Source organism: Caballeronia sp. GAFFF1 (genome assembly GCF_023630705.1).
In the GTDB taxonomy this organism is placed as follows: domain Bacteria; phylum Pseudomonadota; class Gammaproteobacteria; order Burkholderiales; family Burkholderiaceae; genus Caballeronia.
The window spans coordinates 56,307-70,481 of the sequence record NZ_JALQEM010000013.1 but is presented as its reverse complement, the minus strand read 5'-3'; the positions used below and the strand labels follow the sequence as shown (position 1 = coordinate 70,481).

The 14,175-nt window shown below is 66.3% G+C and carries 9 protein-coding genes; 6 read left to right on the top strand and 3 right to left on the bottom strand.

Annotated features, from left to right (window positions below; translation table 11 throughout):
* The first annotated feature begins 23 nt into the window (after positions 1 to 23).
* Positions 24 to 806, top strand: coding sequence for a peptidylprolyl isomerase (locus NCR37_RS06565; RefSeq protein ID WP_250472290.1), 783 nt, complete (start codon positions 24 to 26; stop codon positions 804 to 806).
* A 142-nt stretch (positions 807 to 948) separates the two neighbouring features.
* Here the strand turns inward: NCR37_RS06565 and purL are convergent, their stop codons facing one another.
* Positions 949 to 4,986 carry a phosphoribosylformylglycinamidine synthase gene (gene purL / locus NCR37_RS06560; RefSeq protein WP_250472289.1) on the bottom strand — a complete coding sequence of 1,346 codons (4,038 nt, stop codon included), beginning with the start codon at positions 4,984 to 4,986 and terminating at the stop codon, positions 949 to 951.
* 390 nt (positions 4,987 to 5,376) lie between these two features.
* Between purL and NCR37_RS06555 the strand changes: the two genes are divergently transcribed.
* The 3 genes from NCR37_RS06555 (at position 5,377) to pgi (ending at position 10,176) form a co-directional block, all read left to right on the top strand.
* Positions 5,377 to 6,669, top strand: a complete 1,293-nt coding sequence (locus NCR37_RS06555; RefSeq protein ID WP_250472288.1) for an FAD-dependent oxidoreductase — start codon at positions 5,377 to 5,379, stop codon at positions 6,667 to 6,669.
* Positions 6,670 to 6,803: 134 nt separating this feature from the next.
* A complete protein-coding gene (locus tag NCR37_RS06550; RefSeq protein WP_250472287.1) occupies positions 6,804 to 8,357 on the top strand; it encodes an NAD(P)H-hydrate dehydratase in 1,554 nt (517 codons plus the stop codon).
* A gap of 196 nt (positions 8,358 to 8,553) precedes the next feature.
* Positions 8,554 to 10,176, top strand: coding sequence for a glucose-6-phosphate isomerase (pgi, locus tag NCR37_RS06545; protein ID WP_250472286.1), 1,623 nt, complete (start codon positions 8,554 to 8,556; stop codon positions 10,174 to 10,176).
* 65 nt (positions 10,177 to 10,241) lie between these two features.
* Here pgi and NCR37_RS06540 read toward each other — a convergent pair whose 3' ends face one another.
* The gene (locus tag NCR37_RS06540) at positions 10,242 to 10,943 is read right to left on the bottom strand and encodes an ABC transporter ATP-binding protein (protein ID WP_250472285.1); all 702 of its coding nucleotides are present in this window, start codon (positions 10,941 to 10,943) and stop codon (positions 10,242 to 10,244) included.
* On the opposite strand from NCR37_RS06540, the gene NCR37_RS06535 reads away from it, so the two are divergent.
* Both NCR37_RS06535 and NCR37_RS06530 read left to right on the top strand, forming a co-directional pair.
* Entirely contained in the window at positions 10,942 to 11,619 is a 678-nt protein-coding gene (locus NCR37_RS06535; RefSeq protein ID WP_502800488.1) for an arylesterase, read from the top strand. The two genes, NCR37_RS06540 and NCR37_RS06535, sit on opposite strands and share 2 nt — an antisense overlap.
* A 117-nt stretch (positions 11,620 to 11,736) precedes the next feature.
* Positions 11,737 to 12,078, top strand: a complete 342-nt coding sequence (locus NCR37_RS06530) for a hypothetical protein (protein WP_250472284.1) — start codon at positions 11,737 to 11,739, stop codon at positions 12,076 to 12,078.
* A gap of 123 nt (positions 12,079 to 12,201) precedes the next feature.
* Here the strand turns inward: NCR37_RS06530 and NCR37_RS06525 are convergent, their stop codons facing one another.
* Positions 12,202 to 14,127 (bottom strand): SurA N-terminal domain-containing protein, encoded by a 1,926-nt coding sequence (locus tag NCR37_RS06525; RefSeq protein ID WP_250472351.1) that lies wholly within the window; start codon positions 14,125 to 14,127, stop codon positions 12,202 to 12,204.
* Between the last annotated feature and the right edge of the window lie 48 nt (positions 14,128 to 14,175).

The following is a 14,175-nucleotide window of genomic DNA, read 5'->3' as shown; positions in this document are numbered from 1 at the left end:
GTTTGTTCAGTTAGGAACCTCCGATGACTTTGAAAAAAACCCGTGTCTGGGTGTTGCTGGCTGCGTTCGCGGCGGCTCCCGCGTTTGCGCAGAACATCGCCGTCGTGAACGGCACGCCGATTCCCACGGCGCGTGCCGATGCGCTCGTGAAGCAACTCGTCCAGCAGGGTCAGCAGGATTCGCCGCAACTGCAACAGGCCGTGCGCGAAGAACTGATCAACCGTGAAATCCTGATGCAGGAAGCCGCCCGCGAAGGCGTGGCCAACCGCCCGGACGTGAAGGCGCAACTGGCCGTCGCGCAGCAGACCGTCGTGCTGCGCGCGATGATCGAAGACTACCTCGCGAAGAACAAGCCGAGCGACGCTGAAATCAAGGCGCGTTACGACCAGCTCGTGAAGCAGCAAGGCGGCGGCAAGGAACTGCATCTGCATCACATCCTCGTGGATAACGAGGCGCAGGCCAAAGACCTGATCGGGAAGATCAAGGGCGGCGCGAGCTTCGAAGACCTCGCGAAGCAATATTCGAAGGATCCGGGATCGGGCAAGAACGGCGGCGATCTCGACTGGTCGTCGCCGTCGGCGTACGTGCCGGAATTCGGCGCAGCGGCCGAAAAGCTCAAGAAGGGCGAAGTCACGGCTGCGCCGGTCAAGACGCAGTTCGGCTGGCACATCATCCGCCTCGACGACAGCCGCGACATCGCTCCGCCGCCGTTCGAACAGGTCAAGGCGCAGATCGCGCAGCAAATGCAGCAGGAAAAGCTGCAGGCGTTCGAAGAAGATCTGCGCAAGAAGGCGGTCATCAAGTAATCGCCTCCTTGCTCCTGCCGCGAACTCGCGCGATGTAAGAAGAAGCCGCCCTCGGGCGGCTTTGTTGCTTCTGGAACCGCGGAGTCCAAAAAAACGCCCCGGCAGCCGAGGCTCCGGGGCGTGGCGCTCCGCTTACGCGCGATCAGCCGAGGAAGCGTCGCGCATTCTGGAACGCGCGCAGCCACGGGCTTGCGTCGGTGGTCCAGTCGGCGGGCGTCCAGCTCATCTGCACATTGCGATGCACGCGCTCCATGTGCGGCATCAGCACCGTGAAGCGGCCATCCGGCGTCGTGACGGACGTGATGCCCTGCGCCGACCCGTTCGGGTTGAACGGATACCGCTCCGTCGCGGCGCCGCGATGATCGACGAAACGCATCGCGACGAGCGCGCTCACGGCATCGCCCTGTTGCGAGAAGTCCGCGAAGCCTTCGCCGTGCGCGACCGCCACCGGAATGCGCGAGCCTTCCATGCCGGCGAAGAAGATCGACGGCGAGCTCTGCACTTCCACCAGCGAGAAGCGCGCCTCGAACTGCTCCGACTTGTTGCGCGTGAACTTCGGCCAGCTTTCCGCGCCCGGGATGATGGACGCCAGGTTCGACATCATCTGGCAACCGTTGCAGATGCCGAGCGCGAACGTGTCCTGGCGCGCGAAGAACGCCGCGAACATGTCCGCAAGGCGCGGATTGAAGCGAATGGTCTTCGCCCAGCCCTCGCCCGCGCCGAGCACGTCGCCGTACGAGAAGCCGCCGCACGCCACCGCGCCCTCGAAATCGGCGAGCGTCGCGCGGCCTTCGAGTAGATCGCTCATGTGCACGTCGTGCGCGTCGAAGCCGGCGCGGTCAAACGCGTAAGCCGTCTCCAGATGCGAGTTCACGCCCTGCTCGCGCAGGATCGCCACGCGCGGGCGTTTGTTCGTCGCGATGAAAGGCGCGGCCACGTCTTCCGCCGGATCGAACGTGAGCACGGGCGAGAGGCCGGGATCGCTCGCGTCGAGCAGCGCGTCGTATTCCGCGTCGGCGCAGGCCGGGTTGTCGCGCAGGCGCGCGATGCGCCAGCTCACCTCGCTCCACGCGCGATGCAGTTCGACGCGCGGCGCATCGAAGATCTTCTTCGCGTCGCGATAGATCTCGACGGCATCGCGCTCGTTCGGCTTGCCGATCACGTGCGAGCACGCCGACAAACCATGTTCGCGCAGCGCGGCGAGCACCGCGTCGCGGTCGGCCGCGCGCACCTGCACGACCGCGCCCAGTTCCTCGGCGAAGAGCGCGCGAACGGTGCGGTCGTCGCGGCGGCCGCTCGTCTGCTTCGCCCAGTCCTTGGCGTCGCCGTAATCGGATTCATGCTCGGCGTCGAGCGTCAGCATGTCCACGTTCAGCGACACGCCCACGTGCCCCGCGAACGCCATCTCGCACACCGTCGCCCACAGACCGCCGTCCGAGCGGTCGTGGTACGCGAGCAGCTTGCCGTCTGCATTGAGCGACTGAATGGCGGCGAAGAAGCGCTTCAGGTCTTCCGCGTCGTCCACGTCGGGCACGGCGTCGCCGACCTGCTGCGTGACTTGCGCGAGAATGCTGCCGCCGAGGCGATTGCGCCCGCGCCCGAGATCGATCGCGATCAGCACGGTGTTCGTATCGGCGACGAGTTGCGGCGTGAGATGCCGGCGCACGTCTTCGACCGGCGCGAACGCCGAGATGATGAGCGACACCGGCGACACTACTTCCTTCTGCGCGCCGCGCGCGTCCTGCCATTTCGTGCGCATCGACAGCGAATCCTTGCCGACCGGAATGCTGATGCCGAGCGCCGGGCACAGTTCCATGCCGATGGCCTTCACGGTCGCATAGAGCGCGGCGTCTTCGCCCGGGCTGCCGCACGCGGCCATCCAGTTGGCGGAGAGCTTCAGCTTGTTCAGCGATTCGATCGGCGCGGACGCGATGTTCGTCACCGCTTCGCCGACGGCCATGCGGCCGGAAGCCGGCGCGTCGATGACGGCGAGCGGCGTGCGCTCGGCCATCGTCATCGCTTCGCCGCGAAAGCCCGCGTAGTCCATCGTGGTGATCGCGCAGTCGGCGACGGGCACCTGCCACGGACCGACGAACTGGTCGCGCGCGGTCGTGCCGCCCACCGAGCGGTCGCCGATGGTGATGAGAAACGACTTGCTCGCGACGGTCGGATGCTTCAGCACGTCGAGCGCGACTTCGGACAGCGCGAGGCCGGTCACGTCGACTGGCTCGAACTGCGCGCGCTCGCTTTTCACGTCGCGATGCATCTTCGGCGGCTTGCCGAGCAGCACGTCCATCGGCATGTCGACGGGCTCCTGGCCGTCGTTCTCGTCGTCTATCAGCTTCAGTTGACGCTCTTCTGTCGCCACGCCGACGACCGCGACCGGGCAACGCTCGCGCGCGCAAATCGCTTCGAACGCGGACAGATCGGCGGGCGCGATGGCCAGCACGTAGCGCTCTTGCGCCTCGTTCGACCAGATCTCACGCGGCGACAGGCCGCTTTCTTCGAGTTGCACCTTGCGCAGTTCGAAGCGCGCGCCCTTGCCCGCGCCGTCGACGAGTTCCGGGAACGCGTTCGAGATGCCGCCCGCGCCGACGTCGTGAATCGAAAGAATCGGGTTGCGCTCGCCCATTTGCCAGCACGCGTTGATGACTTCCTGCGCGCGGCGCTGAATCTCGGGATTGCCGCGCTGCACGGAATCGAAGTCGAGCTCGGCGGTGTTCGCGCCAGTGGCCATCGACGAGGCCGCGCCGCCGCCCATGCCGATGCGCATGCCCGGTCCGCCGATCTGAATCAGGAGCGTGCCGGCCGGCAAGTCGTGCTTGTGCGTGTGCTGGTCCGAGATATTGCCGATGCCGCCCGCGATCATGATCGGCTTGTGATAGCCGCGCACGCGGCCCCCGACGTTCTGCTCGTAGGTGCGGAAATAGCCGCCGAGGTTCGGCCGGCCGAATTCGTTGTTGAAGGCGGCCGCGCCGATCGGGCCGTCGATCATGATCTGCAACGGCGAAGCGATGCGATTCGGGCGGCCATACGGCTCGTGCGCGTCGGCGGGATTGCGCGCGGACGGCGGCGTGGCGCTGTCGCGGGCGTTTTCCCACTTCTGGCGCGCATCGGGCAGATCCAGGTTCGACACGGTAAAGCCCGCGAGACCCGCTTTCGGACGCGCGCCGCGGCCGGTCGCGCCTTCGTCGCGAATTTCGCCGCCCGAGCCCGTGGCCGCGCCCGCGAACGGGGAAATGGCGGTCGGGTGATTGTGCGTCTCGACCTTCATCAGCGTGTGCGTGAGTTCGACGTGGCGCTCGTAGTGCTCGCTCTCGCCGCGCGGGAACCAGCGTTCCGCCACGCCGCCCTGCATGATCGCCGAGTTGTCCGAATACGCGACGATCGTCCCTTCGTGATTCAGCTTCTCCGTGTTGCGGATCATCTGGAACAGCGACATGTCCTGCTTCTCGCCGTCGATGGTCCACTCGCCGTTGAAGATCTTGTGGCGGCAGTGCTCGCTGTTGGCCTGCGCGAACATCATCAGTTCGACATCGGTCGGATTGCGCCCGAGGCTTTGGAACGCGTTCACCAGATAGTCGATCTCGTCGTCCGCCAGCGCGAGACCCAGTTCGACGTTCGCCGCTTCCAGCGCGGAGCGCCCGGTGCCGATGATATCGACTGTCTGCAGCGGCTTCGCGGGCAGTTCATCGAAGAGATGCAGCGCCTGATCGCGCGATGCCGCGACGCTTTCCGTCATGCGATCGTGCAGCGCGGCCGCGACCTGCGCGCGCGCCTCGTCCGACAGCGCCTTCTTGCCGCCGAGCAGCCCGCTTTTCATGACGACCGAATACTCGACGCCGCGCTCGATGCGCCGCACCTGCGTCAGACCGCAGTGATGCGCGATGTCGGTGGCCTTGCTCGCCCACGGCGACACGGTGCCAAAGCGCGGCACGACGAGGAACGTCTCGACATGGCCGCGCTCTTTCTGGTCCGCGAACGGCGTGCCGTAGTGCATCAGCGCATGGATGCGGTTCGTGTCCTCGTCGCCGAGCGGCTCGGACGCGTTGACGAAGTGCAGGAATTGTCCGCGCACGCCGACGATGTTGGCGTCGATGCGGGTGAGCGTTTCGAGGAGACGAGTCTGACGGAAATCGGAGAGGGCCGAAGCGCCGGGGAAACACGAGAAGTGGGCCATTGTGACGGTGCGTCGATGACGTCTGTGAGCCGCTCGATGGCACTCGGCGCGCCGAGTGCGGGAAAGCGGCGTGAGGCGGAGTGAAGACCGCGATTATAACCCGGATGTGTCTCGAAATCGGCCGCGCCCGGCCCGGCCGTGCCGTCGCGCTCGCGCCTGTCATCCTGAAATGTCGCGGCTCGATCGCACGGCGGAGTGACGCGCTTTTTGACACATGAGCGGTTCCGGAATGGCCGTCCCTGGACGGCGCATTTGGCGCTATCATGGCGCGCTTTCTTCGGGCGCGGCATGCCGCCGCGCCTGCCGTCTTACCGTCAGGACACGCGGCCCGCCGTGCGCTCCATGCGCCGCGCCGCGCGTGCGTTCTCCCGCCCTCGGGCACAAAAAGTCATGGATGTCATCGTCATCGGCGGAGGAATCGCCGGCATCGCCACCGCTTATCAGTTGCACGCGGCCGGGCATCGCGTCTGTGTGATCGAGCGCCACGCGACCGTCGCGCAAGGCGCGACGTACGGCCAGGGCGGCGCGCTCCTGCCCTCGCCGCTCGACGTCTGGTTCGGGCCGACATTCATGGCGTCGAGCCGCGCGAAGCAAAGCGGCATGATCCTGAAAACCGGCTTCGACGGCGCCGCGCGCGATTTTCTCAAGCGGCTCGGCGAGTTGCGCGATCCGCAGGCGTTCGCGGCGCAGTACGCGCGCCTGCAGCCGCTCGTCGAATTGTCGCGGCGCGCGCTCGCCGATATCGAAAGGCGCTTCGAGCTCGACTACGAGCAGCGCGTCGGCATGCTGCACGTCTTCCGGCACGCCCGCGAACTCGACGACGCGCAGCCGGCCATCGAGCTTCTGAAGCGCTTCGGCGTGCCGCACCGGCAGCTTGCGCCGGACGAATGCGTGCGGGCGGAGCCCTCCGTGCCGGACGATCCCGCGTTCGCAGGCGGCGTGCTGCTCCCTGAAGAACGCACCGCCAATTGCCCGCTTTTCACGAAGCAGCTGAAGCAACTGCTGGAAGAAGCCGGCGTCGAGTTCCGCATGAATTGCGAAGTGGCATCCCTGCGGCTCGAAGACCGGCGCGCTGCGGTGGAGCTTGCGCGCTCCAGGGACGACAAGAAGCGCCACGCCGACGCCGAGGTGATATCCGCCGATGCGGTCGTCGTCGCGGCGGGCGCGGATGCGCCCGCGCTCGTCGGCGGCTTTCGCTCGACGCCTTCGCTGTATCCGCTGCGCGTGCATACGCTGACCGCGCCCGTCGCCTATGAGGAACGCGCGCCGCATATCACGGTAGTCGATTCGGTGAAGCGCATCACGATGTCGCGGGTGCATCAGCGGCTGCGCGTCGGCGGCGCGGGCGTTTTCCGGAGTTTCGCGAAAGCCGACAAGCCCGCGCGGGCCGGGCTCGCGCGCCGCGCCTTCGACGTGCTCGGCCAAGGCACGCACGACTGGATTCCGGGTGCCGCGCGCGTATCGGCTGCGCGTTCGTGGGACGGCTTGCGGCTGCTTTCGGCGGACGGGTTGCCGGTCGTCGGCGCGACGCGGCATCCGCGTCTGTTCGTCAACGCGGCGCACGGTCCGGCGGGCTGGGGCCTCGCGTGCGGGTCTGCTAAAGTGGTCGCGGATCTCGTCTCCGGTGTTGCGCCCGATCTTCCCGCCGAGACGCTCGCGGCCATCGGCGTCGAACGCTTTTGACGCGCTTCTGACGCGCTTCTGACGCGCTTCTGACACGCTTCTGACGCGCGAGTCGCCCGCCCGGCGCGGCGTGGCATGAAGGGTGCGAGCCGGAACGCTTTTGCCTTCTTTGCCGACCCTTCGTTCGCGCCACCATGACCGCATCCGCTTCCTACTTTACGCCCGACGACGACGCGCTCCCGCTCTACACGCTCGCGGAGCTGCGCAGTCTCGAAGCGCGAGCCGCCGCCGCGCTGCCGCCGCACACGCTGATGGCGCGCGCGGGCGCGGCCGCCGCGCAGTATCTGCTCGATGCGCTCTCCCGTGATCCGGACGCCTGCGCGCTGCCCGTGTGGATCGCGGCCGGCCCCGGCAATAACGGCGGCGATGCCCTCGTGGTCGCCGAGCATCTGCACCGCGCGGGCGTGGCCGTCCAGGTCTGCATGCCGATAGCCGTCAAACCCGACGACGCGCGCTGGGCGCTCGATGCCGCGCAGGCGGCCGGCGTGCCGATGGAGAGCGACCCGCCCCCCTCGTTCGACGGTTTCGGCTGGCTCGTCGACGGCATGTTCGGCATCGGACTCACGCGCCCGCTCGATGGCGTCTTTGCGACGCTGGCCGCGCGCATGTCGCGCCGCGCGCAGCAGTCCGGCCGCGTGCTCGCGCTCGATGTGCCGAGCGGCCTCGACAGCGATACCGGCGCGCCCGTCGGCGGTGGCGAGGCGCTGCGCGCGAACACGACGGTCACCTTCATCGGCGCAAAGCCGGGCCTCATCACCGCGCTCGGCCGCGATCTGTGCGGCACGCTGCACGTCGCGACGCTGGACGTGGAGCCGCCCGCCGCGCCTGCGATCATGCTCAACGCGACATCGCTCTTCCGGGCGAGCCTGCCGCCGCGCGACTTCGCGACCAACAAGGGCACGTTCGGCACGCTGGCCGTCGTCGGCGGCGAAACGGGCATGTGCGGCGCGCCCATCCTCGCGGCGCGCATGGCGCTCTATGCGGGCGCGGGCAAAGTCCACGTCGCATTTCTGGGCGAAGGCGGCCCGCCCTACGACCCGCCGCATCCCGAACTGATGCTGCATCACGTCGACGGCTTCGCGCTCGACAAGACGGATGCGCTCGCCATCGGCTGCGGCATGGGGAAGACGGATCGCGCGAAGCGCGTGCTCGCCGATGTGCTCAAGCTCGACATGCCGAAGCTGCTCGATGCCGACGCGCTCAATCTCGTCGCGACGGACGACGCGCTGGCCGGCGAAGTCGCGGCGCGCGGCCGCGCGGGCGATCCGTGCGTGCTGACGCCGCATCCGCTGGAGGCCGCGCGGCTTCTGCAATCCGACGCGAAAGCCGTGCAGGCGGACCGCATCGCCGCGGCGCGCCAGCTTTGCGCGCGCTACGCGGCTGTCGTCGTGTTGAAAGGATCGGGCACGGTGATCGCGTCGCCGGATGGCCGCGTCGCCGTGAACCCGACCGGCAACGCGGGACTCGCGACGGGCGGCACCGGCGACGTGCTCGGCGGTCTGATCGGCGCATTGCTCGCGCAAAAGCTGCCGCAGTACGAAGCGGCGCTCGCGGGCGTCTATCTGCACGGACTCGCCGCGCAGACGCTGACCGGTCGCGGCATCGGACCGGCTGGGCTTACGGCGGGCGAACTCGCGCCCGAGGTGCGCGGTCTCATCAACCGCCTGTTTTATCCGCCGAACGGCTAACGCCGCCGGGCTTGTGACGGCTTGCAAGCATCCATTCACGCATCGTCGCTATACTCCTTTTGATTCGTTGCTTCGATTCGGGCATCCGCGGCGGCACGCACCGCGTTCACGAACCTTCGATGGTCGCAGTACGCAGCCTCGGCAAACCGCATCCGCACGGACGTTTCCCACTGTCACTCTGGACTATCAGACCGCTATGACGCTCAAATCGCACCCTGCCTGGTCGGCGCTTCAATCGCACTACGATGCCATCTCCGGCGAGCGCCTGCGCGACTGGTTCGCGCCGCAAAACGACACGGCGCCGACGCGCGCCGAGCGCCTGACGTTCGAAGGCGGCGGCCTCACGATCGATTTCTCGAAGAACCGCATCAGCGACGCGACGCTCGAACTGCTCGTCCAGCTCGCCGAAGAAGCCGGCGTCACCAAGCGCCGCGACGCGATGTTCGCCGGCGAAACCGTGAACGTCACCGAAGGCCGCGCCGCGCTGCACACGGCGCTGCGCGCGCAGTCGCCGGACGCGCCCTTTCACGAGCAAGTGCAGAAAGAGAAAGCGAAGATGGCCGCGTTCGCCGACAAGGTCCGCGACGGTTCGTGGACCGGCTACACCGGCAAGCGCATTCGCCATGTGGTGAACATCGGCATTGGCGGCTCGGATCTCGGGCCGAAGATGGTCGTGCACGCGCTGCATCATCTCGCGTCGAAGGAACTGGATACGCACTTCGTCTCCAACGTCGACGGCGCCGATCTTTACAGCGTGCTGCAACAGATCGACGCGGAAGAAACGCTCGCCATCGTCGTCTCGAAGACTTTCACCACGCTCGAAACCATGACCAACGCGCACTCCATGCGCGACTGGTTCCTGAGCCAGGGCTGTCCGGAAGATCAATTGTCGAAGCACTTCGTCGGCGTGTCGGCGAACCCGGCCGAGGTCGTGAAGTTCGGCATCGCGAAGGAGAACGTCTTCGAGATGTGGGACTGGGTCGGCGGGCGCTATTCGCTGTGGTCGGCGGTCGGGCTGTCGATCATGCTGTCGGTCGGGCCTCAGAACTTCGAGGCGCTTCTGCAAGGCGCCGACGCGATGGACCAGCATTTCCGCACCGCGCCGCTCGCGCGGAATCTGCCGGTGCTGATGGGCATGATCGGCATCTGGTATCGCAACTTCTTCGACTCGCAAAGCGATCTCGTCGCGCCGTATTCACAGGCGCTGGAGTATCTGCCGTCGTATCTCCAGCAACTGGAGATGGAAAGCAACGGCAAGTCCGCGACGCTCGACGGCGGCATGGTCGATTACCCGACCGCCGCCGTGATCTGGGGCGAGCCCGGCACGAACGGCCAGCACGCGTTCTTCCAGATGCTGCACCAAGGGCCGACCATCATCCCGATCGACTTCATCGCGCTGCTGACACCGGAACATCCGCTCGTTGATCATCACGCGAAACTGCTCGCAAACTGCTTCGCGCAGAGCGAGGCGCTGATGCTCGGCCGCACGCTCGAAGAAGCGAAGAAGGTGGCAGGTCCCGGCAAGGAAGAACTCGCGACGCACCTGAGTTTCCCCGGCAACCGGCCGACGACGACCATCCTGCTCGACGCGCTCACGCCGCAGTCGCTCGGCGCGCTGATCGCGCTTTACGAGCACAAGGTGCTGGTGCAGGGAACGGTGTGGGACATCAATTCGTTCGACCAGTGGGGCGTGGAATTGGGCAAGATTCTCGGCAAGGTCGTCGAGGCGGATATCACGGCGGCAAGCGTGGATCCGGCCAAGCACGATTCGTCGACGTCCGCGTTGATCGAGCGCGCGCGAAAGGCGCTCAAGCGCTGAGGCGTCGGGACTTTTCGCGGTTGTTGCCGACGCCCGCATCGTCGCCGATGCGGGCGTTTTCACGTCTAGACCGCGAGACCGTTGACGAGCCGCCCCGCTTCGATCGTCACGGTGGCATCGCAGCGTTGCGCGAGTTCGGTGTCGTGCGTGACGAGCACGAGCGTCGCGCCGTTGCGCGCGTTCATCTCGAACATCAGGTCGATGATCGCGTAGCCGGTCGCAGCGTCGAGACTGCCGGTGGGTTCATCGGCGAAAAGAATGGCGGGATGCGTGACGAAGGCGCGCGCGAGCGCAACGCGCTGTTGTTCCCCGCCCGAAAGCAGTTTCGGGTAATGCCCGGTTCGCTGCGAGAGCCCGACCTGATCGAGCAGCGAGCGCGCGCGCTGCGCGATCTGTCCATGCGGCATCTCTGCGCGCAGTTCGAGCGGCAGCATGACGTTTTCGAGCGCGGTCAGGTGCGGCATCAACTGGAACGACTGGAACACGAAACCGACCGCGCCGCTTCTGAGCGCGGCGCGCTCGTCTTCGTTCAGCGCCGACAGCTCCTTGCCGAGCAGGCGAACCGAGCCGTCGCTCGCGCTGTCCAATCCCGCGAGCAAGCCGAGCAACGTCGACTTGCCCGATCCGGATGCGCCGACGATCGCCACGCTGCTACCCTTCGCGATGGCCAGGTCGATGTTGTCCAGAATCGTCAGCTCGCCCGTGGCGTCCTTCACCCGTTTGCTCAATCCCCGAACTTCGATGACCGGCTCGATATTGTTTTGCATGGACACCTTGAATAAGAACTGGAGCGCGCGCGGCTTCGTGAAGGCTGCGATCGCGAGCATGATGTTGTCGGCGGCCGCTTTCTCGCATGCTCAGGTTGCCGATGCGCAGGCGAAGCCCGCCATCGTCGTGCTGGGCGACAGTCTGTCGGCGGAATACGGCCTGCCGCGCGATACCGGCTGGGTCGCGCTGTTGCGCGAGCGGCTGAGTAAAGAGCGCCTCGATTATAGCGTCGCCAATTCGAGCATCAGCGGCGACACCACGAGCGGCGGACGCGCCCGGCTCACCGCCGTGCTCGCGCGCATCAAGCCGTCGGTCGTCATCGTCGAACTCGGCGCCAACGATGCGCTTCGCGGCGTGCCGCTCGCAACCACGGAGGCGAACCTTCGCGGCATCGTCGACGCGTCGCAGGCGGCGCATGCGAAGGTGCTGCTCATCGGCATGTATGTGCCGCCCAATTACGGCCCGGACTATTCGCAAAAGTTCCACGCGGTGTATGAGCGGATCGCGAAAGACAAGCATGTCGCGCTCGTGCCGTTCCTGCTCGCCGGCATCGAAGACAAGCCCTCGATGTTCCAGGCCGACCAGATTCATCCGACGGCTCAGGCGCAAGCCTTGCTATTGAACAATGTCTGGCCGACGTTGAAACCCTTGCTGGGCGCAAGCGCGTCGCAATAGCGGACGCAAGCGCCGTAGTGCCTGGAAAAGCGCGGAACGCGGCCAGGATTCAGTCATCAGACTCTCGCGTCACTCTTATAACCCGCTCGACATCGAGCGACTCTACAAGGAGGTCACGTGAAATATTTCCCCTTGCTCGCATTGACCGTTGCGATCTCTGCCTGTGCTGCGCAACCGCCTGCCGGCGTGCAGCAAGTCGGCACGAGCCAGAAGGCGCCGAAGGTGGTCGCGCAATGCATCTCTCAGCAGTGGGCGACGAAGTCGCAGCAACAGGTGATTTCGCAAGACACGCTCGCGAACGATCAGGCCGTCGACGTGTTCGTTCCGGGCCAGCAGCCGCCTAACGGCGCGGCGGCCGTGGTGCGTCCGTCGTGGTCCGGTCCGGGTACGTGGGTCGGCTTCCGCGCCTCGGGCGCAGCCGGCAGCGACGCGACCGGCGACATTCAAGGCTGCCTGTAATTCGGCTCTCCGTCTGTGATGTGCCGAGACACCGCAGGCAACTGATTCGCGGATCACCGCCAAGACAAAGCCCCCGCTCCTTTCGGACGCGGGGGCTTTTTTCGTGAGCGACGCTTTAGATGCTTACTCGTTCGCGGACGGCGCAGGCGCCGCGCTCAGCTTGACCTTCGAGCGGGCCTTCAGCGAGTCGATATAGGCTTCCGTTTCAGCCTGCCCGTAGACTTGCGCGATCTGCTGCTGCGCGCCCGCGAGGCGGTCCGCTGCGACCGGAGCGGCCTTCTCGATTCCGTTCACGCGATAAATGGCGTAGCCGTCCGCGCCCAGATCGACGCCCACATACGCCGGCAGTTTCGATGCGTCCGCCTTGAAAATCGCCGCGAGCGCGGCCGGCGGCAAGCCTTGCGCGTCGTTGCGCGAGACCGTGACGGCCGACGTGAACCCGTCCGCTGACTTCGACTTCTGCAGTTCCGCGAGCTTCGCCTCGCCTTCCTTGTGCGCGAGCGACGCAGCTTGTTCCGCGACGACCTTGGTGCGCACCGCATCCTTCACGGCATCGAACGCGGGCACCGTAGGCGCCTTGTAGTCGGTCACGCGAGCCGCGATCAGCGTGTTGTTGCCCACATCGATTGCCTGCGTGTTGTAGTGCTGCTTCACCGAATCCGGCGCGAACACGGCCGCGAGGAACTTCGCGTTGTTGAGCGGATTGTCCGGCGGCAACTGCGGATTCGGCTTCGGCCCGACCGTGGCGGTCTGGATGGTCAGCTTGTACTTGTCGGCGGCGGGCTGCAGCGACTTCTCTTTCTCGTAGACGAGGTCCGTGAAGCCCTGCGCGCTGTCCGCGAAGCCCTTCGAGCCCTGCTGCGCGGCATAGTCCTTCGCGACGGCGCCCTTCACTTCCTCGAACGGCTTCGTCGCGGCGGGCTTCACATCCGTCGCCTGAATGATGTGATAGCCGAAGTCCGATTCGACGATGTTGCTGACCTCGCCCTTCTTCAGGCTGAACGCGGCGTCGTCGAATGCCTTGCCGCCCGCGATCTGGCCGGGCGCGAAGTAACCGAGATCGCCGCCCTTGTCGGCCGAGCCCTGGTCATCCGAATTCTTCTTGGCGATATCCGCGAACTGATCCGGATGCGCCTTCACTTGCGCGAGCAGCGCTTCGGCCTTCTGTTTCGCCTTGGCCTTGTCGGCGGCGCTGGCATCCTTCGGCGCGTTGATCAGAATGTGGCTCGCGCGCGCTTCGCCCTGCGTGCGGTAACGCTGTATGTTGTCGTCGTAGAACTTCTTGAGGTCCGCGTCGCTCGGCTTCGATGCCGCCGCGAGCGTGGCCGGGGACAGCAGGAGATACTGGATCGTCGCCGTCTCGGGCGTCGCGAATGCGTTGCGATGCGCGTCGTAGTAAGCATGCAGTTGCGCGTCGGTCGGCTGGACCTTCGCCGTGTAGTCCGCGCTGCGCAGCGACAGGCCCTGCACCGACCGGCGCTGCTCGGCCAGTTCCGTCAGGTTCTGCGCGAGCGACTTCGACGTGAACGCGCTCTGCTGAATGCTCGACGGAATCTGGTCATTCGCAATCGTGTAGCGCATGCGTTCGTCGTATTGCGCGGGCGTCATGCCCTGCAGGGCGAGAAGCTGCTTGTAACGGTCGAGGTCGATGGTGCCGTCCGGCTTGCGCAGCGACGCAATGCCCGGATCGGACAGCAGCGCGCGGCGCACGGCGTCGTCCGAAGCCGTGAGGTGCAGGCGCTGGGTTTCGTCGGCCATCACGCGTTGCTGCACGAGGCTGTTCACCATCGCGCTGCGCGTTTCGGGCGAGTCGAACATTTTGGGATCGAACTGCGCGCCGAGCATGGCGCGGGCGCGGTCGACTTGCTGCCGGAAGGCGCTTTCATATTCGGCGCGCGTGATCTTGTGACCGTTCACGCTGGCGACGTAGGCGCTTTCGTCGAAGAAGTTGCTGAAGCCCTGAATCCCGACGATACCCAGTCCGGGCACGATGATGAGAATCAGCAGGGCCATCATCAGGCGCTGGTGGTTGCGGAAGAAGTCGAGCATGCGTTGCGCTGCGAGGTTAGACAAAACGCTCGATATTACAACAGCGGG